17 protein-coding genes are annotated in these 18,703 nt (G+C 71.1%); 6 read left to right on the top strand and 11 right to left on the bottom strand.

All coding sequences use genetic code 11. The annotated features are described in order from the left end of the window. Window positions 1-97 precede the first annotated feature (97 nt). Window positions 98-805, top strand: coding sequence for a helix-turn-helix domain-containing protein (locus tag ACZ79I_RS27830; RefSeq protein WP_471500520.1), 708 nt, complete (start codon window positions 98-100; stop codon window positions 803-805). A gap of 104 nt (window positions 806-909) precedes the next feature. Here ACZ79I_RS27830 and ACZ79I_RS27825 read toward each other — a convergent pair whose 3' ends face one another. Next, window positions 910-1,935, bottom strand: a complete 1,026-nt coding sequence (locus tag ACZ79I_RS27825; protein WP_471500518.1) for an ATP-dependent 6-phosphofructokinase — start codon at window positions 1,933-1,935, stop codon at window positions 910-912. A 334-nt stretch (window positions 1,936-2,269) separates the two neighbouring features. Between ACZ79I_RS27825 and pta the strand changes: the two genes are divergently transcribed. The 3 genes from pta to pyk all read left to right on the top strand — a co-directional run bounded on the left by pta (window position 2,270) and on the right by pyk (window position 7,072). Beyond that, window positions 2,270-4,360, top strand: a complete 2,091-nt coding sequence (gene pta, locus ACZ79I_RS27820; RefSeq protein ID WP_471500516.1) for a phosphate acetyltransferase — start codon at window positions 2,270-2,272, stop codon at window positions 4,358-4,360. Next, the gene (locus ACZ79I_RS27815) at window positions 4,357-5,568 is read left to right on the top strand and encodes an acetate kinase (protein WP_471500514.1); all 1,212 of its coding nucleotides are present in this window, start codon (window positions 4,357-4,359) and stop codon (window positions 5,566-5,568) included. The genes pta and ACZ79I_RS27815 overlap by 4 nt, the downstream gene beginning before the upstream one ends. A gap of 73 nt (window positions 5,569-5,641) precedes the next feature. Then, window positions 5,642-7,072: a pyruvate kinase gene (pyk, locus tag ACZ79I_RS27810; RefSeq protein WP_471500512.1), complete on the top strand. Its 1,431-nt coding sequence runs from the start codon at window positions 5,642-5,644 to the stop codon at window positions 7,070-7,072. Between the two features lie 80 nt (window positions 7,073-7,152). Here the strand turns inward: pyk and ACZ79I_RS27805 are convergent, their stop codons facing one another. The 4 genes from ACZ79I_RS27805 to ACZ79I_RS27790 form a co-directional block, all read right to left on the bottom strand. Then, window positions 7,153-8,436 (bottom strand): hypothetical protein, encoded by a 1,284-nt coding sequence (locus ACZ79I_RS27805; protein ID WP_471500510.1) that lies wholly within the window; start codon window positions 8,434-8,436, stop codon window positions 7,153-7,155. Then, window positions 8,426-8,974, bottom strand: a complete 549-nt coding sequence (locus ACZ79I_RS27800; RefSeq protein ID WP_471500508.1) for a DUF6114 domain-containing protein — start codon at window positions 8,972-8,974, stop codon at window positions 8,426-8,428. Before ACZ79I_RS27800 ends, ACZ79I_RS27805 begins: the two co-directional genes overlap by 11 nt. 114 nt (window positions 8,975-9,088) lie before the next feature. Then, window positions 9,089-9,724 (bottom strand): DUF6230 family protein, encoded by a 636-nt coding sequence (locus tag ACZ79I_RS27795; protein WP_471500506.1) that lies wholly within the window; start codon window positions 9,722-9,724, stop codon window positions 9,089-9,091. Window positions 9,725-10,345: 621 nt separating this feature from the next. Continuing rightward, entirely contained in the window at window positions 10,346-11,320 is a 975-nt protein-coding gene (locus ACZ79I_RS27790; protein ID WP_471500504.1) for a tetratricopeptide repeat protein, read from the bottom strand. A gap of 267 nt (window positions 11,321-11,587) precedes the next feature. Between ACZ79I_RS27790 and ACZ79I_RS27785 the strand changes: the two genes are divergently transcribed. After that, entirely contained in the window at window positions 11,588-12,208 is a 621-nt protein-coding gene (locus ACZ79I_RS27785) for a TetR/AcrR family transcriptional regulator (protein WP_471500501.1), read from the top strand. Between the two features lie 168 nt (window positions 12,209-12,376). Beyond that, entirely contained in the window at window positions 12,377-13,537 is a 1,161-nt protein-coding gene (locus ACZ79I_RS27780) for a DUF3103 family protein (protein WP_471500499.1), read from the top strand. Window positions 13,538-13,617: 80 nt separating this feature from the next. Here the strand turns inward: ACZ79I_RS27780 and ACZ79I_RS27775 are convergent, their stop codons facing one another. The 6 genes from ACZ79I_RS27775 to ACZ79I_RS27750 all read right to left on the bottom strand — a co-directional run bounded on the left by ACZ79I_RS27775 (window position 13,618) and on the right by ACZ79I_RS27750 (window position 18,551). Continuing rightward, complete coding sequence (locus ACZ79I_RS27775) at window positions 13,618-15,318, bottom strand: acyl-CoA mutase large subunit family protein (protein WP_471500497.1); 1,701 nt, start codon at window positions 15,316-15,318, stop codon at window positions 13,618-13,620. An 82-nt stretch (window positions 15,319-15,400) separates the two neighbouring features. Next, window positions 15,401-15,739, bottom strand: coding sequence for a DUF3817 domain-containing protein (locus ACZ79I_RS27770; protein WP_471500495.1), 339 nt, complete (start codon window positions 15,737-15,739; stop codon window positions 15,401-15,403). Between the two features lie 64 nt (window positions 15,740-15,803). Beyond that, a complete protein-coding gene (locus tag ACZ79I_RS27765) occupies window positions 15,804-16,313 on the bottom strand; it encodes a MarR family winged helix-turn-helix transcriptional regulator (protein ID WP_471500493.1) in 510 nt (169 codons plus the stop codon). Window positions 16,314-16,486: 173 nt separating this feature from the next. Beyond that, window positions 16,487-17,122: a TetR/AcrR family transcriptional regulator gene (locus ACZ79I_RS27760; protein WP_471500491.1), complete on the bottom strand. Its 636-nt coding sequence runs from the start codon at window positions 17,120-17,122 to the stop codon at window positions 16,487-16,489. Further along, window positions 17,119-17,799 carry a DUF4166 domain-containing protein gene (locus ACZ79I_RS27755; protein WP_471500489.1) on the bottom strand — a complete coding sequence of 227 codons (681 nt, stop codon included), beginning with the start codon at window positions 17,797-17,799 and terminating at the stop codon, window positions 17,119-17,121. The genes ACZ79I_RS27760 and ACZ79I_RS27755 overlap by 4 nt, the downstream gene beginning before the upstream one ends. Further along, window positions 17,796-18,551 carry a hypothetical protein gene (locus tag ACZ79I_RS27750; RefSeq protein ID WP_471500487.1) on the bottom strand — a complete coding sequence of 252 codons (756 nt, stop codon included), beginning with the start codon at window positions 18,549-18,551 and terminating at the stop codon, window positions 17,796-17,798. The genes ACZ79I_RS27755 and ACZ79I_RS27750 overlap by 4 nt, the downstream gene beginning before the upstream one ends. Window positions 18,552-18,703: the final 152 nt, after the last annotated feature.

Here is an 18,703-nt window from a genome sequence, read left to right as displayed (position 1 = left end):
ACCACCGCGTCCCAGCTCAAACCGTACATTCCCACAATCCGTGAGTGTGGCCGAACAGAACGTAGTCACGACCGTGACCCGCCCATAGCTTGTGCGCGTGCACCGACCGCAGGCCCAAAAGCCCACCCCCCCGTTCAACGCCCCGGCCGCCCGCAGACTGCGGACAGCGCTCGGCATGGGGCCCGAGCACGTCGCGTACGGCATGCGCTCCTCGTACGGGCTGCCCTACGTGACCCCCGACCTCGTGATGGCCTGGGAGCAGGCGATCGTCGCTCCCAGCGCACCCGAACTCACCGCGCTCGCAGGCGTGTTGTGGTGCTCCCCCGGCGAACTCAGCGGCAGGCCGCGCACCCTTCGGGAGCATCGCCTCGCACGCGGGCTCACACCGGAGGACGTCGCCCGCGCCGTGGGACTCGAACTGCTCACCTATGTCGGGATGGAGGAGACCGGCACCTGGCGCGGCAACGACCGCCAGTCCACCACCCTCGCCGAGGTGCTCGGCCTGTCCCTGCCCGACTTCGTCACCGTGACCGGCCGGGACGTCAAGCTCGCCGAGCTGCTGCGCGGCGCGGTCACCACCCGATGGCACGCGTACGTCCGCCCCGTCGGCAGGATTCTGCCGCTGGAGCGGTCGCTCCTCGAGGACGTCCTGGAGGAGATGCACGCCGAGTACCAGGGGCGGACGGTCACCACGCTCAGCTGGGGCACCGTGTCCACCGGGCCCGGCTCCAGCGAGGCCGTCCGGGACTACCTCGACCGCATCATCGAGAACTTCTGGTCGACGGTCGAGAGGAACGCCTACTGACGAACGCCTACTGACGAACGCCACCCGAAGTACGTCTCCTGGAGAACGCCCGCCGGGCGACGCGTGCCACGAGGGACGCTCCGCCGGAGGCGGGACCGGCGCGCCTAGAAGACCGACTCGGCCTCGTCCATGCGGTCCTTCGGTACCGTCTTGAGCTCGGTCACCGCCTCCGCCAGCGGCACCATCAGCACCTCGGTGCCGCGCAGCGCGGTCATCCTGCCGAACTCCCCGCGGTGCGCCGCCTCGATCGCATGCCAGCCGAAGCGGGTCGCGAGCACCCTGTCGTACGCCGTCGGTGTGCCGCCGCGCTGGACGTGGCCGAGGATGACCGGCCTGGCCTCCTTGCCGAGCCGCCTCTCCAGCTCGAACGCCAGTGCCGTGCCGATGCCCCGGAAGCGCTCGTGGCCGTACTGGTCGATCTCGCCCTTGCCGTAGTCCATGGTGCCCTCGGCGGGGTGCGCGCCCTCGGCGACGCAGACGACCGCGAACTTCTTGCCGCGGGCGAAGCGCTCCTCGACCATCTTGACCAGGTCGGCCGGGTCGAAGGGGCGCTCCGGCAGGCAGATGCCGTGGGCGCCGGCCGCCATTCCGGACTCCAGCGCGATCCAGCCCGCGTGCCGGCCCATGACCTCGACCACCATGACCCGCTGGTGCGACTCGGCGGTCGTCTTCAGGCGGTCCATCGCCTCGGTGGCGACCATGACGGCGGTGTCGAAGCCGAAGGTGCGGTCGGTGGAGGAGATGTCGTTGTCGATCGTCTTCGGGACGCCGACGACGGGCAGGCCCGCGTCCGACAGCATCCGCGCCGCGGTCAGCGTGCCCTCGCCGCCGATCGGGATCAGCACGTCGATACCGAAGGAGCGGAACATGTCGGCCCCGCTCTCGCACGCCTCGCGCAGGCGGTCGCGCTCCAGGCGGGAGGAGCCGAGGATGGTGCCGCCGCGGGCCAGGATGCCGCTGACGGCGTCCAGGTCGAGGGTGCGGTAGTGGCCGTCGAGCAGGCCGCGGTAGCCGTCCTCGAAGCCGATCACCTCGTCGCCGTACTGCACGACCGCCCGATGCACGACCGACCGGATCACTGCGTTCAGGCCCGGGCAGTCGCCGCCTGCGGTGAGTACTCCGATGCGCATCGTGCCGTGTCTCCTGCCCGCTGTTGTTACCGGTGAGCCAGTCCGATTGTTTCACGGCTCACAGCCCGGTGCCGCTTGCGCACCATCCGCCCCGATCCGTCCCCGCAGACCGCGTCCTGACGGGCGCCTTATCCAGCCCGAGAGGTATTGTCAAGAGGGTTCTGGCTCACCCTCGCGGATGATCTCCTCGGGCGTCAGATCTCTCCATCGCACCCGGAGTCGGTCTGCGGCGCCCGAGTCTCACCCTCAGGCCGTGAACAGGGCATACGCACCCCAGGGGCTGCCCGTTTTCCCGTCGGCGGCCCTCCACCGAGAGACGAACGGAGAGCACCGCGTGACGCGCAGCGTGTACGTGACCGGGATCGACCGGGGCGACGGCCGCCAGGTCGTCGAGCTGGGAGTGATGGAGCTGTTGACCCGCCAGGTCGACCGGGTGGGCGTCTTCCGCCCCCTCGTCCATGACGGAACCGACCGCCTCTTCGAACTGCTCCGCGCCCGCTACCGGCTCTCCCAGGATCCCGCGACCGTGTACGGCCTGACCTACGACCAGGCGTCCACGCTCCTGTCCGAGCACGGGACGGACGAACTGGTGTCGGCCCTCGTCGACCGCTTCCACGCCGTGACCCGGGACTACGACGTCGTCCTGGTCATGGGCACCGACTTCGCCGAGACCCAGCTCCCGGACGAGCTGTCCCTCAACGCCCGGCTCGCCAACGAGTTCGGGGCGTCCGTCATCCCGGTCGTCGGCGGGAGGAAGCAGAGCTCCGAGGCCGTGCGCGCCGAGACCCGCAACGCCTACCGCGCCTACGACGGACTCGGCTGCGACGTGCTCGCCATGGTCGTCAACCGGGTCGCCGCCGAGGACCGGGACACGATCGCCGAGCGGCTCGACTTCCGGCTCCCGGTGCCCTGTTACGTGCTGCCCGACGACCCCGCGCTCTCGGCGCCCACGATCGCCCAGATCACGCAGGTCCTCGGCGCCAAGGTCGTCCTCGGCGACGACGCGGGAATGGCGCGCGACGCCCTCGACTTCGTCTTCGGCGGCGCCATGCTGCCCAACCTCCTGCACGCGCTGACCCCGGGCTGCCTGGTGGTGACGCCGGGTGACCGCGCCGATCTCGTCATCGGCTCGCTCGCCGCGCACAGCGCGGGCACCCCGCCGATCGCCGGCGTCCTGCTGACCCTGGACGAGGTGCCCGGCGACGGGATCCTCACCCTCGCCGCCCGCCTCGCCCCCGGCACCCCGGTGATCTCGGTGCCCGCCAACAGCTTCCCCACCGCCGAACAGCTCTTCTCCCTGGAGGGCAAGATGACCGCGGCCACGCCGCGCAAGGCGGAGCGGGCGCTCGGGCTCTTCGAGCGGTACGTCGACACGACCGATCTGCTCAAGCGGGTGTCCGCCCCGAGCAGTGACCGGGTCACACCGATGATGTTCGAGCACCAGCTGCTCGAACAGGCCCGCGCCGACAAGCGCCGGGTCGTGCTCCCGGAGGGCACCGAGGAGCGCGTGCTGCACGCCGCGGAGGTGCTGCTGCGCCGGGGGGTCTGCGACCTGACCCTCCTCGGGCCGGTCGACCAGATACGCAAGAAGGCCGCCGACCTCGGCATCGACCTCGGCGGCTCGCAGCTGATCGATCCGGTCGCCTCCGAACTGCGCGACGCCTTCGCCGCGAAGTACGCGCGGCTGCGCGCCCACAAGGGCGTCACGGCCGAGCTGGCGTACGACGTGGTCGGTGACGCCACCTACTTCGGCACCCTCATGGTCGAGGAGGGTTTCGCCGACGGCATGGTGTCCGGAGCCGTGCACTCGACGGCCGCCACCATCCGGCCCGCCTTCGAGATCATCAAGACCAAGCCGGACGCGAAGATCGTCAGCTCGGTCTTCTTCATGTGCCTCGCCGACAAGGTGCTCGTCTACGGCGACTGCGCGGTCAACCCCGACCCCGACGCCGAGCAGCTGGCCGACATCGCCATCCAGTCGGCCACCACCGCCCGGCAGTTCGGCGTGGAACCGCGGATCGCCATGCTGTCGTACTCCACCGGCACCTCCGGCACGGGCGCCGACGTCGACAAGGTGCGCGAGGCCACCGAGCTGGTACGGCTGCGCCGCGGTGATCTCATGATCGAGGGGCCGATCCAGTACGACGCCGCCGTCGAACCCACCGTCGCCGCGACCAAGCTGCCGGACTCGGACGTGGCCGGGCAGGCGACCGTACTGATCTTCCCGGACCTCAACACCGGCAACAACACCTACAAGGCCGTGCAGCGCTCGGCCGGGGCGATCGCCGTCGGCCCGGTCCTGCAGGGCCTGCGCAAGCCCGTCAACGACCTGTCCCGGGGCGCCCTCGTCCAGGACATCGTCAACACCGTCGCCATCACGGCGATCCAGGCCCAGACCTCCCACGAGAAGGCAGCCGCCCAGTGAGCCCCTCCCGCGTCCTCGTCCTCAACTCCGGCTCGTCGTCGGTGAAGTACCAGCTGCTGGACATGCGGGACAGCAGCCGGCTGGCCGTGGGCATCGTCGAGCGCATCGGCGAGCAGACCTCACGGTTGCGGCACACGGTGCTCGCCACGGGCGCGGCCCGCGAGCTGAGCGGGCCCGTCGCCGACCACGACGCCGCCCTCAAGGCCGTAGCGGAGGAACTGGCCAAGGACGGGCTGGGCCTGGACTCGCCGGAGCTGGCCGCGATCGGCCACCGCGTGGTGCACGGCGGCAGGCACTTCACCCGGCCCACCGTCATCGACGAGAGGGTGCTCGCCGAGATCGAGCGGCTGATCCCGGTCGCGCCGCTGCACAACCCGGCCAACCTCACCGGGATCCGCACGGCCATGGCGTTGCGCCCGGACCTGCCGCAGGTCGCCGTCTTCGACACCGCGTTCCACACGACCATGCCGGAGTCCGCCGCCCGGTACGCCATCGACGTGCGGACCGCGGACCGGCACCGGGTCCGGCGGTACGGGTTCCACGGGACCTCCCACGCGTATGTGTCGCGGGCCACCGCGAAGCTGCTCGGCAGAGCGCCCGAGGAGGTCAACCTGATCGTGCTGCACCTCGGCAACGGCGCCTCCGCGTCGGCGGTACGGGGCGGCCGGTGCGTGGACACCTCCATGGGGCTCACCCCCCTGGAGGGACTCGTGATGGGGACGCGCTCGGGCGACCTGGACCCCGCCGTCATCTTCCATTTGGTGCGCGTTGGCGGGATGTCCATCGACGAGATCGACACTCTTCTCAACAAGAGAAGCGGCCTGATCGGCCTGTGCGGAGACAACGACATGCGGGAGATCTGCCGCCGGATCGACGAGGGCGACCGGCAGGCGCGGCTCGCCTTCGACATCTACATCCACCGGCTGAGGAAGTACATCGGCGCCTACTACGCGGTACTCGGCCGGGTGGACGCGATCGCCTTCACGGCCGGTGTGGGCGAGAACGCGGCGCCTGTCCGGGCGGCCGCCGTCGCGGGCCTGGAGGAGCTGGGCCTCGTGGTCGACGGCGGCCTGAACGCGGTCCACGGCACCGAGGCGCGGCTGATCTCGCCGCCGGACGCGCGGGTGGCGATCGCCGTGGTGCCGACCGACGAGGAGATGGAGATCGCCACGCAGACCTACGCCCTGGTGGGAGGGGGCGACGCCTGAGCGCGGGCCCGCCCCTCCGTGCCTTCCGCCCGACGGAATATTCCGCAGCGAAACAAACCGATAGGATCGCCCCATGCGCCGTTCGAAAATCGTCTGCACTCTCGGCCCAGCGGTCGACTCCCATGACATGCTCGTCGCGCTGATCGAGGCCGGCATGAACGTGGCCCGCTTCAACTTCAGCCACGGCACGCACGCAGAGCACCAGGGGCGGTACGACCGTGTCCGGGCCGCGGCCGCCGAGGCCGGCAGGGCCGTCGGCGTCCTCGCCGACCTCCAGGGCCCCAAGATCCGTCTGGAGACCTTCGCGGAGGGCCCGGTCGAGTTGGTACGCGGTGACGAGTTCACCATCACCGTCGAGGACGTGCCGGGCGACAAGTCGATCTGCGGCACGACGTACAAGGGCCTGCCGGGCGATGTCTCCAAGGGCGACCAGATCCTCATCAACGACGGCAACGTCGAGCTGAAGGTCGTGGACGTCGAGGGTCCCCGGGTCAGGACGATCGTCATCGAGGGCGGCGTCGTCTCCGACCACAAGGGCATCAACCTGCCCGGCGCCGCGGTGAACGTGCCGGCGCTGTCCGAGAAGGACGTGGAGGACCTGCGCTTCGCGCTGCGCATGGGCTGCGACATGGTCGCGCTGTCCTTCGTGCGGGACGCCAACGACGTCAAGGACGTCCATCACGTCATGGACGAGGAGGGCCGCCGCGTCCCGGTCATCGCCAAGGTGGAGAAGCCGCAGGCGGTGGAGAACATGGGGGACGTCGTGATGGCGTTCGACGGCGTCATGGTCGCCCGGGGCGACCTGGCCGTCGAGTACCCGCTCGAGAAGGTCCCGATGGTGCAGAAGCGGCTGATCGAGCTGTGCCGCCGCAACGCCAAGCCGGTGATCGTGGCGACCCAGATGATGGAGTCGATGATCACCAACTCCCGGCCCACGCGCGCCGAGGCGTCCGATGTGGCCAACGCGATCCTCGACGGCGCCGACGCGGTCATGCTGTCGGCCGAGTCCAGCGTCGGCGCGTTCCCGATCGAGACGGTCAAGACGATGTCGAAGATCGTGGTCGCGGCCGAGGAGGAGCTGCTCTCCAAGGGGCTGCAGCCGCTCGTGCCGGGCAAGAAGCCGCGGACCCAGGGCGGTTCGGTGGCCCGTGCCGCCTGTGAGATCGCGGACTTCCTGGGCGGCAAGGGCCTGGTGGCCTTCACCCAGTCCGGCGACACCGCCCGCCGGCTGTGCCGCTACCGGGCGTGTCAGCCCGTCCTGGCGTTCACCACGGACGAGTCCACCCGCAACCAGCTCACGCTGAGCTGGGGCGTGGAGCCGTACATCGTGCCGTTCGTCGGGGGCACCGACGAGATGGTCGAACTGGTCGACCAGGAGCTGGTCAGGCTCAAGCGGTTCAACGACGGCGACATCGTGATCATCACCGCGGGCTCCCCGCCCGGCGTTCCCGGCACCACCAACATGGTCCGCGTCCACCACCTGGGCGAGGGCGAGCGCAACTGACGCGGTACGACGACGAGGGCGCCCCCTGCGTGCAGGGGGCGCCCTCGTGTGTGCGGCTCCCGAAGAGGTCTTGCGGGTGTTCAGCTGCTCCCGCCGGTGGTGAACAGGTGCATGCCCGGCACATGCAACGTCCCGCCGAACTGGCCGGCCTGGGTGACGTTCACCTTCGTGAAGTAGATCAGCGGGATGTTCAGCGGCGGCGGGTTGTCCGGGCTGAACGTCACCGGGATCAGACCGAACAGGTTGCCGGAGATGCTCTCCGTGTACATCACGGTGTCGCCGTCGCGGATGGTGGACGTCGAGCCCTTGGCGGCCTGGACGTGGTACGTCTCGCCCTTCTGGCCGTCGACGAGCTGGTGCAGGTCCCCGATGTCGGTGCCGTCGGACACCACGTACTTCAGGACCTTCTTGACGGTGCCGTTGGCGGTGCGCACCTTGACGATGCCCTGGTAGTCGGCGCCCTTGAGCAGCAGCGAGCTGGCCTGCAGATGCCAGGGGGCATCGGGCAGCGCCACGGTGTTCTCGACGCCGCCCTGGTCGGTGGTGGCCGTGGGGCAGTTGGCCGTGGACGTGGTGGAACCCGGCGAGGGGCTCGCGGACGCGGCCGCCTTGACGGCGTCGCCCGCCGCGGTGGTGGCGTCGGTCACGGTCTTCGTCGCGGTGTCCGTCGTGTCCTTCACGGTGCTCTTGACCGTGTCGGTGACCTTCTTGGTCGTGTCCGTGACGGTGGAGGACGTGTCCGTCGTGTCCTTGGTCGCGGACGCCGAGGGGGACGGCGACGGCGTGGCCGACGCGCTCGGCGACGAGCTGCCGCCGGGCGTGAAGACGTCCTTGATCGCGTTGCCGAGGTCGGTCAGCAGATTGCCGCCGCTCGCGGAGGCCGACGGGCTCGGCGTGGACGTACCGCCGCTCGACGACGTTCCCGAGGAACCCGTGGAGGACGAGGACGCGGACGGCGCGGGCAGGGCCTTGTCGCCGGAACCTGAATCCGACGAAGAGGTCTTGGCCGGGGCCGTGTCCGCCGAGGCCGACGGTGTCGGCGTCGCCGTGTCGGTGGACTGGGACGTGCTCGCCGAGGCGGACGGCGTGGGCGTGGCCGTGGAACCGTCGAGCGCCTCGACGCACTTCTGGTACTCGTCCGCCGTCAGGCTCTTCGACGACGTGGTGTCGTCGGCCCGGGCGAGCGTCGGTGTGAACCCCATGCCCATGAGGACCGCCGTCGGCATCGCCGCCAGCGCGATCGCCTTGCCGGCCGGCACATGGAACCTGGTGAACAGCGGCTTCCTGGGAGCCGCGTGGCGTGGCCCGGTTCTCTCCCGGGACGCGTCCGCGTCAGCCCCGTGGGCCACTTCGTCAGCCGGCACTGTGCCTCCCGTTCGCCCCGTTGGCCGGGCTCGTTCCTGACAGATCGTTCGGCGCGTCCACCGCGTCCCCGGGTTCCGTCGACACGCCCTCGGGGGCGTCGTCCTGCCCCGCGGCCGCCTGCTTCGCCGACGCCGCCCCGGGCTCGCCCGGCGCCCAGGCGACCGCCATCGCGCCGCCGATCAGGGCGAGCAGGAAGCCGATCACGAAGCCACCGAAGTTGGAGACCGGGAGGGACACCAGCCCCAGGAGGATCGAGGCGACTCCCGCGAAGGTCCGTACGTGCCGCTGGAACCAGAGGCTGATGCCCAGCACGACCAGCAGCACGCCGATGATGAGAGACCCCGCCCCCGCGGTGGTGGCCATGGCCAGCGTGAGATGCCCGAGTTGCAGGTGCGCATACGGGAAGTACATGATCGGGAAGCCGCTCAGCAGAACGAAGAGACCGGCCCAGAAGGGGCGGGTGCCCCTCCAGTCACGGAAGTTCCGCCGGAAGACTGTCAGGTAGTGCTCGTTCTGTCCGGGCGACTCGGCGCTCATGGAAAACAGCTCCCTGGAACGGTGTTGCTGTGGGGACGTACTGGTGGTGCGTGCGGAAAGGGGGTGGGGCGGACGAGCCGGCCGCAGGGCTGGTTTCGCCCGCCCCGGGAGTGCCTAGTAGCACTCCTTGACACCGGTGGACAGCGACATGTGGAGACCGCTGAGCTTGAAGGTGCCGGCGGTGGTCGCCCACGCCGTCTGCTTCACGTCGGTCAGGGTCGCCGAGTCGGCCTGCTGGGCGAACCCGAACGGGTTGGCCTGCTCGCCGCCGCCCTTCATGCCGGGACCCTTGCTGGCGTCCTTGGCGGCCACGCCGATGTCGATGTTCTTGAACGTGGCGTCGGCCCCGAGGTCGGCGACGTCGATGTAGAGGTTGTCGGCCTCCACCGGCGTGTCGCCCGTGCCCGCCGTCAGCTTCAGGCTGACGGAGCCGAGCAGCGGGATGTTCGGGGTGACCACCGACTGGCACATGCCCTTGATGGTCGCGGACTTGAAGGCCGACACCGCGACAGGGTGGACCGTCTTCTGACCGTCGAGGGTGTACCCCTGGTCAAGGGCCCCGTACTGCGAGAAGCCCGTGCCGTCGAGCCGGTCCGCCGTCACCTTGAACGACTGCCCCGACACGCTGAACGAGGCGGCGAGCGCGCCCTGCGCGAGGGCGACACCTATCGCTGCCGTCGCGGCGACGCTGGGCACCATGACCACAGCGAACCGCTTCCATCTGGTCCCGCCACGCACCTGGGACTCCATATTTCCTCCTTCTCGGACGTACATCGCCTGGCCCCGGCTCGCCACCGGTCGGCGGCTTGGCCGGGCAGGGATGGGAGAAGTGCTACGTCCTCGGGAAGGAGAGCGCCTGCGCTCGGAGGCGCGAACCGCGCCCCAATCACCGGCGATCACCCCCGAGCGACAACCACTGGTCGCGCCTGACACGCATCACGCACAACCTGCCGGACAGGCTCCGCGGCAGCGGAGACCCCCCTGTCCAGGAACCGGCGCCACTGCCGCCGACTCCTGCTCGGTGGGGACCCACGAACATCCGTTGCCCCGGCTGGCTGTCGGGTACGGCGTTGGACCGAGCGTGGCCGATCGTGGTGCATTCTCGCCGCCCCCGCAAGGGGGTTCGTTACTCGCTAGTAACGGCCGGATAACCGATGGACGACCCATCGGTCTCGACCGGCAACTCTTCGTGGCGCAAAAGGAGATGGCAAAACGGTTGAAGCCCGGACAGAACCTCCCAGGCGGAAGTCCTGGACTTACTCCAAGTAACAGCGGCCGCGATTACCAAGATTTGGTAAAGCGCGGCCGCGGTGAGCCCTTGCGAGCGAATCTTTCACGCGGGCATCACAAGCCCGGACGTTTAGCGACTGGTCAGAACAGGGCCCGCGCGAGCGCCCGGCGCGCCGCGGTCACCCGCGGATCGTCGGCGCCCACGACCTCGAAGAGTTCCAGCAGCCGCAGCCGTGCGGCGTCCCGGTCCTCCCCGGCCGTGCGCTGCACCGTCTCGATGAGCCGCCCGAACGCGTCCTCCACGTGTCCGCCCACCAGATCCAGGTCCGCCGCGGCGATCTGCGCCTGTACGTCACCGGGCCTGTCGGCGGCGTCCTTGCGCACCCGCTGCGGGTCCAGGTCGCGCGCCCGCTGCAGCAACTCGGCCTGGGCGAGGCCCAGCTTGGCCTCCGTGTTGCCCGGGTCGTCGCTCAGCACGTTCTTGTACGCCTGGACGGCACCGCCCAAGTCGCCCGCGTCCAGGGCCTGCACGGCGGCCTCCAGGGCCGCGTCGTGGGGCCCCGCCGGGACCCGCGGGGCCGCCGGGGCGGCGCCCGGCTCGGCGTCGGGGTCGACCGCCACACCGGTCAGCCCGAAGCGCTCCTCGGCGACCTGGACGAGCTGGTCGAGGGTCCCGCGGATCTGCTGCTCGGGGGCGGCGCCCTGGAAGAGGGGCAGCGCCTGCCCGGCGACGACGGCGAAGACCGCCGGGATCCCCTGGACCCCGAACTGCTGCATCAGCATCTGGTTGGCGTCGACGTCGATCTTGGCGAGCACGAACCGGCCATTGTACTCACGGGCCAGCCGCTCCAGGACGGGGCTCAGCTGCCTGCAGGGCTGGCACCACTCGGCCCAGAAGTCGATGACGACCGGCACCTCCGTGGACCGCTGGAGGACGTCGCGCTCGAACCCCGCCTCGTCGACGTCGATGACGAGGTCGGCCGGGGAGACCGCCCCTCCCCCGCCCCGCCGGGCCGCGTCGGCGCGCGCCTGCTCCGCCTTCGCCTTCGCCTCCTGGGCTGCCTTCACCGCGGCGAGGTCGACGACTCCGCTCATGGACATGTTCCGTGGCTGCATGAGTACATCCTCCCCCCTTCCGTACGCCACTGTGAAAAGCGCTGTGAAAGCCGCGCCCCTCGGGTCGCGTTCCACGCCGGGTCCCCACCCGGCGCCCGTGGTCGTCGCCCGCGCACGCGCCGCCCCGGGGCGGCGTCGGCACTTTCGCTACGAGTCGTAGCGTAATGCCCCGCGAGGATCGCCGCGACCGGTACCCCGGTGATCTCCCTCACGACTTCACAGGATGCATGGATATGGCCACCGGCGCGGCCGGTTATGGTCACTGACATGCATGGCAGCACTCCCGCCCCCCGCCCGGGGCGCCCGCGCAGCGCCGCCGCGGACGCAGCGATCCTGGCGGCGACGCGGGAGGCGCTGGTCGAGCTGGGCTGGTCGAAGCTCACTCTGCAGGACGTGGCGACGCGGGCGCGCGTCGCCAAGACGACGCTCTACCGGCGCTGGGCGGGCAAGAGCGAACTCGTCGTGGACGCGGTGGCGGCCCTCTTCGACGAACTGGAACTTCCCGACCGGGGCAGCCTGGCCGCGGACATCGAGGGCGTGGTGCTGCAGTTCGCGGCCATCCTCGACCGCCCGGAGGCCAGGAGCGGGCTGATGGCGGTCGTGGCGGAGTCGACCCGGGACGAGGCGCTGCGCGAACGCATCCGCGCCTCGATCGTCGACCGGCAGAAGCGTCTGGTCCTGGAGGGCCGGGCACGCGCGACGGCGCGCGGCGAACTGCCGGCCGAGACCGGCCCGGAGGACGCGGACCGCACCGTCGGCCTGATCTTCGACATGGTGGCGGGCGCGGTGGTCCACCGCACGCTGGTGAGCGCCGAACCCGTCGACGAGGACTGGGCCCGGCGGTTCACCACGGTGCTGCTGGGCGGGCTCGCGTCGGCCGGCGCCTGACGGCACCGGCGCCGGACCCTTGCTTGAGTGACATGTCACCGTCATGATGACAGGAATCTACTCGCATAGATCCCGTACGGACCAGGTCATGTCCGTCGCAGGTTCATCCCGGCACCACCCCACCGACAGTGCGTCCTCGACCACTCGCTCCCGGGAGGATCGATCCACGTGAGACCCCGCCACACCCGACGGCACCGCGCCGTCGCCGCCGTCGCCGCATCCCTGCTGGCCCTGTGCGCCGGCCAGGCCCTCGGCGCCCCGCCGGCCACGGCCGCCGCCTCCGCCCCGGCGCCCTCGTCCCCGGTCGCCGCGGCGGAGGACCAGGCCGCACGCGCGATAGCCGGCTCGCTCTCCGACTCCGTCTGGCAGGCCCGCCTGCGGACCGCCGCCCTCACCTCCGGCGAGGTGCCCGTCACCGCGCTGGCCGGGCGGGCCGGCCCCGCCCTGAAGGCCACCCTGGCCCGGGCCGACCGCCGGATCGCCGCGGCCAAGGGCCTGGACGCCGGCGTCGGGTCGCTGCTGCGGCTGCGGCTCGGGGCCCCCTCCATGCGCGCCGCGCTGTCCGCCGGGACCGCTCCGTGGGTCGCCGCGGCCACCTCGGACGACGACGCCACCGCGGTCACCGCCTACGACAGCCGCGGCCGGGCGCACACGCTCGACGCCCGTACGGCGCCCTCCCACCCGGTGTACGTCGTCGACCTCGACGGCTCCAGGGCGCTGGCGGCCGGTCTCGACGTCCTGCACCGGGAGTTCGCCCGCTACGGCGTGGCCTCCGCCGCGCCGGCCGCCGGACGGCGGACGGCCCCCGCCGGCCGCTCGCAGGCGCGGACGGCCGCCGCCGGCTTCTGGACCACCCGTATCACCGCGGTCGAGCTCCAGGACGACGAGGAGCCCTGGATCAAGGGCGACGCCGAGATCTACACCCTGGTCACCGGCTTCGGCCAGGACGGCAAGGTCCGCGTCGACCCCGTCGACATGCCCTACCTCGACAACGACCACACGGTCTACCGGCCGGGCCAGATCCTGGTCAACTGGTCGAACTACAAGTACGACCTGGCCGACGCCGTGATGATGGAGGAGGACGGCAGCACCAACTACCGCGACCTCGCCAAGGCGATCGCGACGGCGCTGCTCACCATCGCCGACCAGGGCGCCTACGTCCCGCTGGTGAACGCGGTCCTGGACGCCATGCCGAACGACTGGTGGACGGACGACCCGGACTACGTCGACTCCTGGTACACCCTGGCCCAGAACGACAACGGCACCCTGAACGGCGCCCGCGGCAACGGCTGGATGACCGTCGAGCCCTACTTCGTGCAGCAGTTCTGAGGCGCACCGGAGCGCGCACGGCACCACCACGGAACGGGCCGGCCGGACGGGGTTCCCGCCGGCCCCTTCGTGTCCGGCCGTCAGAACTGCGCGGGCTCGATGTAGCCGCCCCACTCGTCCCGCAGCGCCCCGCAGATCTCCCCGAGCGTCGCCTCGGCCCTGACGGCGTCCAGCATCGGCCCGATCATGTTCGATCCGTCGCGCGCGGCGACGAGCATCGCGTCCAGCGCCGAGCGCACGGCCGCGTCGTCGCGGGCCGCCTTCCGCTCGCCCAGCACCCGCACCTGCTCCCGCTCCACCTCGTGGCTGACCCGCAGGATCTCCAGGTCCCCGGTGACCGACCCGGTGTGGACGTTCACGCCCACCACGTTCTTGTCGCCCTTCTCCAGCGCCTGCTGGTAGCGGAACGCGGACTCGGCGATCTCGCCCGTGAACCAGCCGTCCTCGATGCCCCGCAGGATCCCGGAGGTGATCGGCCCGATCGGGTGCTGCCCGTCGGGATGCGCCCGCAGGCCGCGCTCCTTGATCTGGTCGAAGATCTTCTCCGCGTCCGCCTCGATCCGGTCCGTGAGCTGCTCCACGTACCACGAACCGCCCAGCGGGTCCGCGACGTTGGCGACCCCGGTCTCCTCCATGAGCACCTGCTGGGTCCGCAGCGCGATCTCCGCCGCCTGCTCGCTGGGCAGTGCCAGCGTCTCGTCCAGCGCGTTGGTGTGCAGGGAGTTCGTCCCGCCCAGCACCGCCGCCAGCGCCTCCACCGCCGTGCGCACCACGTTGTTGTAGGGCTGCTGCGCGGTCAGTGAGACACCGGCCGTCTGCGTGTGGAAGCGCAGCCACTGGGCCTTCTCGCTCCTGGCCCCGTACACGTCGCGCATCCAGCGCGCCCAGATGCGGCGGGCCGCCCGGAACTTGGCGATCTCCTCGAAGAAATCGACGTGCGCGTCGAAGAAGAAGGACAGGCCGGGGGCGAAGACGTCCACGTCGAGGCCGCGGCTGAGCCCCAGCTCCACGTACCCGAACCCGTCCGCCAGGGTGTACGCCAGCTCCTGGGCGGCCGTCGCGCCTGCCTCCCGGATGTGGTAGCCGGAGACGGACAGCGGCTTGTAGGCGGGGATGCGGGCCGCGCAGTGCTCCATCAGGTCGCCTATCAGCCGCAGGTGCGGCTCGGGCTGGAAGAGCCACTCCTTCTGGGCGATGTACTCCTTGAAGATGTCGGTCTGCAGCGTGCCGTTCAGCACGGCCGGGTCGACGCCCTGCCGCTCGGCGGCGACCAGGTACATGCAGAAGACGGGGACCGCCGGACCGCTGATCGTCATGGAGGTCGTGACGTCACCCAGCGGGATGTCCTTGAACAGCACCTCCATGTCCGCCGCCGAGTCGATCGCGACACCGCAGTGCCCGACCTCGCCGAGGGAGCGCGGATCGTCGGAGTCGCGGCCCATGAGGGTCGGCATGTCGAAGGCGACGCTCAGGCCGCCGCCTCCGGCCTCCAGGATCATCTTGTAGCGCTCGTTCGTCTGCTCGGCGTTGCCGAAGCCGGCGAACTGGCGGATCGTCCAGGTCCGCCCTCGGTAACCGGTCGGATACAGACCGCGGGTGAACGGGTACTCACCCGGCCAGCCGATTCGGTCGAAGCCCTCGTAGGCATCCCCGGGCCGCGGTCCGTACACCGGCTCCACGGGGTCGCCCGAGAGCGTGGTGAAGTCTGCCTCGCGCTTGCGGGAGGCGTCATAGCGGGCCTGCCAGCGTCGGCGGCCCTCCTCGATGGCTTCAGCGTCCATACCCTCGAATTTACTAGGACGTCCAAGTAAATGTCGACGGCAGACCGCCGTACGCGTCGTCGTACGGCGGTTCGGGCCGGCCTCAGGCCTCGGCGACCGCGGGCGAACCGTCCGCGGTCCTGGCCTCCAGCTCGTGGCTGACCCTGCGCTCCACGAAGAAGGCCGCCGTGGGGATCGTCCCCGCCAGCAGCACCCACAGCTGCTTGCCGACCGGCCACTTCGCCTTGGAGCCGAGGTCGAAGGCGAAGACCAGGTAGACGACGTAGAGCCAGCCGTGCGCGATACCGACGACGCGGGTGAAGTCCGCGGCGCCGTTCACGTCCAGCACATACTTGGCGATCACACCGAGGGTCAGCAGGACCAGCAGCACACCGGTGACGTAGGCCATCACGCGGTAGCGGATCAGCACGCTCTTTTTCATGGCTACGAGCGTAACCGCCGTTTTGGGGGGATCTTCGGGCACCCCGGCCCGGCGCGCGCCGCGCCTACTCCGGCTCGAAGTCACCCGCGGCGACACGCAGCGGGCGCAGCATCGCGAAGATCTCGGCGCATTCCTCCGCGTCGTACACGCCGAGCCCGAAGTCCATCGCCATCAGGTCCCGGGTGGCCGCGTCGCAGACCTCGCGGCCCTTGCCGGTGATGGAGGCGAGGGTGCCGCGGCCGTCATTGGGGTTGGGTCGCTTGGCGACGAGGCCCGACCGCACGAGCCGGTCGACCGTGTTCGTCACGGACGTGGGGTGCACCATGAGCCGCTCACCGATCTTGGACATCGGCAGCTCGCCCGCCTTGGAGAAGGTGAGCAGCACCAGCGCCTCGTACCGCGCGAAGGTCAGCCCGTACGGTTTCACGACCGCGTCCAGCTCGGCGAGCAGGATCTGCTGGGCCCGCATGATCGAGGTGATCGCGGCCATGGACGGCACGTTTCCCCACCGCTGCTTCCAGTGCTCGTCGGCGCGGGCGATGGGGTCGAAGGACAGGCTGAGGGGCTTCGGCACGGAATCGACCTTACCGGCCGGTCACATGGTGGTCAGCCCTGTCTCGCGTTTCGGTCGGCCCTGTCTGCGCTCCGGTCGTCCCCCCGCCGCCGTGCGCCGCGCCTCGGCGGCCGGGGGGACCACGGCACCACATGCGCCCCGCCCGCGGCGCCGCAGCCGGGGCACAGCCGCGGTCACTGGGGGCGCGACGCCCGCCGCAGCGCGTGCCGGACCGCCCGCCCGGCCACCGGGCCCAGGTCGTCCAGCGCCGCCACCAGGGACGCGAGCTGGTCCAGGGCGCCCAGCGCCGAGCGCGCCCCCCGCGCGTCGACCCCCTCGTAGAGCTCGATCCCGACGAAGGACGCCGACACCGCGCGTGCGAGCCCTCCCGCGTCGGCGAATCCGGCCAGCGGCGTCGGCTCCAGCACCCGCACCAGCACCTGCTCGATCTCAGCGATCCACAGGTCGAGACCCGCCGCCGTCGCCGACGCCAGACGGGGATGGGTCTGGGCGCCGGCCAGCAGCTGCCCGAGGACCGCCACCTGCCCCGCCGCCTTCTCCTCCTCGTGCATCTGCCGCCCGAACGCGAGAAGCTCGGCGAGCGAGCCGATCCGGTCGAGCCGGTCCCGGTAGCGCGCCACCCGCTGCTCCGTCCCGTACCGGCACGCCGCCGCCAGCAGTTCGTCCACCGAGCCGAAGTGGTAGAACACCAGCGCCTGGTTGACCCCGGCGGCCGCCGCGATCGTACGGGCCGAGGTTCCGGCGATCCCCTGCTCGGTGAGCGTCCGCAACGCCCCCTCCACCAGCTTCACCTTGGTCGCCCCGCTCACGCCCTGGCCTCCTCCCGCACCGGCCGCAGCCCGGGACGCACCCCGCACACGCCGACGTCCGCGTACGACACGGTGAAGGAACCCTCGTAGCCGAACAGCGGCCCGGCGTACCGGTTCACCACCCGCACCCGGATCCGGAAGCGCCCCGTGGACTCGTCGAACGACTCCCGCACCTCCGCCTCCCCGCCGATCAGGCCGGGCACCCGCACGTCCACCGGCCCCTCCCGGAAGCGGTGTTCGCCGGAACGGATCAGCAGCGACCCGTCCCGCTCCGCCCGTAAGTGCAGGTCGCTCGCGAGGTGCTGATGTGTGCCCAGGTAGTCCAGGACCCGGTCGCCCTTCGGGCTCAGCACCATCTGGGCGTCGAAGCGGCGTGCGCGGCCGGGCAGGTGGAAGGTGCGCACGAAGGTCACGGTCTCCCGGCCGTAGGTGTCGGTGTACGGCACGTTCTCGATGGTGAAGGGAACGTCGCGTCCCTCCTCGGGGACGAGGATGTGGCGGGTGCCGCCGAGCGCCAGGAACGGTTTCACCCAGCGTCCGCCGTGCCAGATGCGGTCCATCACCCCGCGCCCGGTGCATGCCTCGCCGCTCGCCAGGCCCACGGAGAACCGGCGCCGCAGCTGCGGGTGCAGCCGCTCGAAGTCGGCGCCCATCGCCCGCCGGAAGATCGAGGTCATGACTGCCCCTCCAGGGTGGCGAGGAGCCGCGGCGCACACGCGCGCGTGGGCGGGGTGCGCAGACAGCGGCGCGCGGCCGGGGTGTGCGGCGAGGGCGCGGCGAACAGGGCCAGCGAGACGGCGACGGTCAGCAGCAGCGGACACAGGTAGGCCAGGGCCGGTGTCAGGGGGCCGAACACCCGGACGGCGGAGTCCACCATGCCGAGGCCCGTGCAGCCGACGGCGAGGACGAGCGCCCGCACCACCAGCTCGGCCAGCCAGTTCCGCCGTGCCCGCTCGGGTGTGATCCCCCGCTCCAGCCACAGCCGCAGGCGGTCGAAGGACCAGGCGGTCGCCCAGCCCATCAGCGGGCGGAAGACGAACCGGTCCGCGAGGGCGCCCGCACGGCCCCAGCGCGGCCGGTAGTCGTATCCGGTGAGGAAGCGGACGCCGTCGCCGTCGGGGACGTAGCGCCAGTAGCCGCTCCCCTCGGCGAGCGGGGACAGCGGGTGCGGCGAGGAGAACCGCAGCGCGGAGGTGCGTGTCCCGTCCGGCCGTGTCCTCTCCCCGGCCGACACCCCGGTGCCGGAGACCGTCAGGAAGGGCAGGACGCGCGTGGCGTAGCGGAACCGCTGCGGTTGCCCCTCCGAGCGCGGAAGGAGGTCGATCTCGGTGAAGCGGAGGTCCCAGCGCCGGTGCTGCGCGGGGTCCTGGGTCCGTGCCCACAGTTCGTCGAGGTCGCCGCGTATGTGCGCCTCTATGTAGAGCCCCATTGCGAATCCCCCATGTCAATGGCCCTGTTTGAGCGATCGCTCAAGCAAGTGCCCTGACCTTACAGGAGAGTTGAGCGGTCGCTCAAACCCCTGGCACGCGAGGAACTGGGACACGGGAGGCCCGGGGCACGGGAGGCCCGGGGGCGCGGGAA

It is taken from the genome of Streptomyces sp. PSU-S4-23, from assembly GCF_055632315.1.
This window is presented reverse-complemented; position numbering and strand designations above follow the sequence as displayed.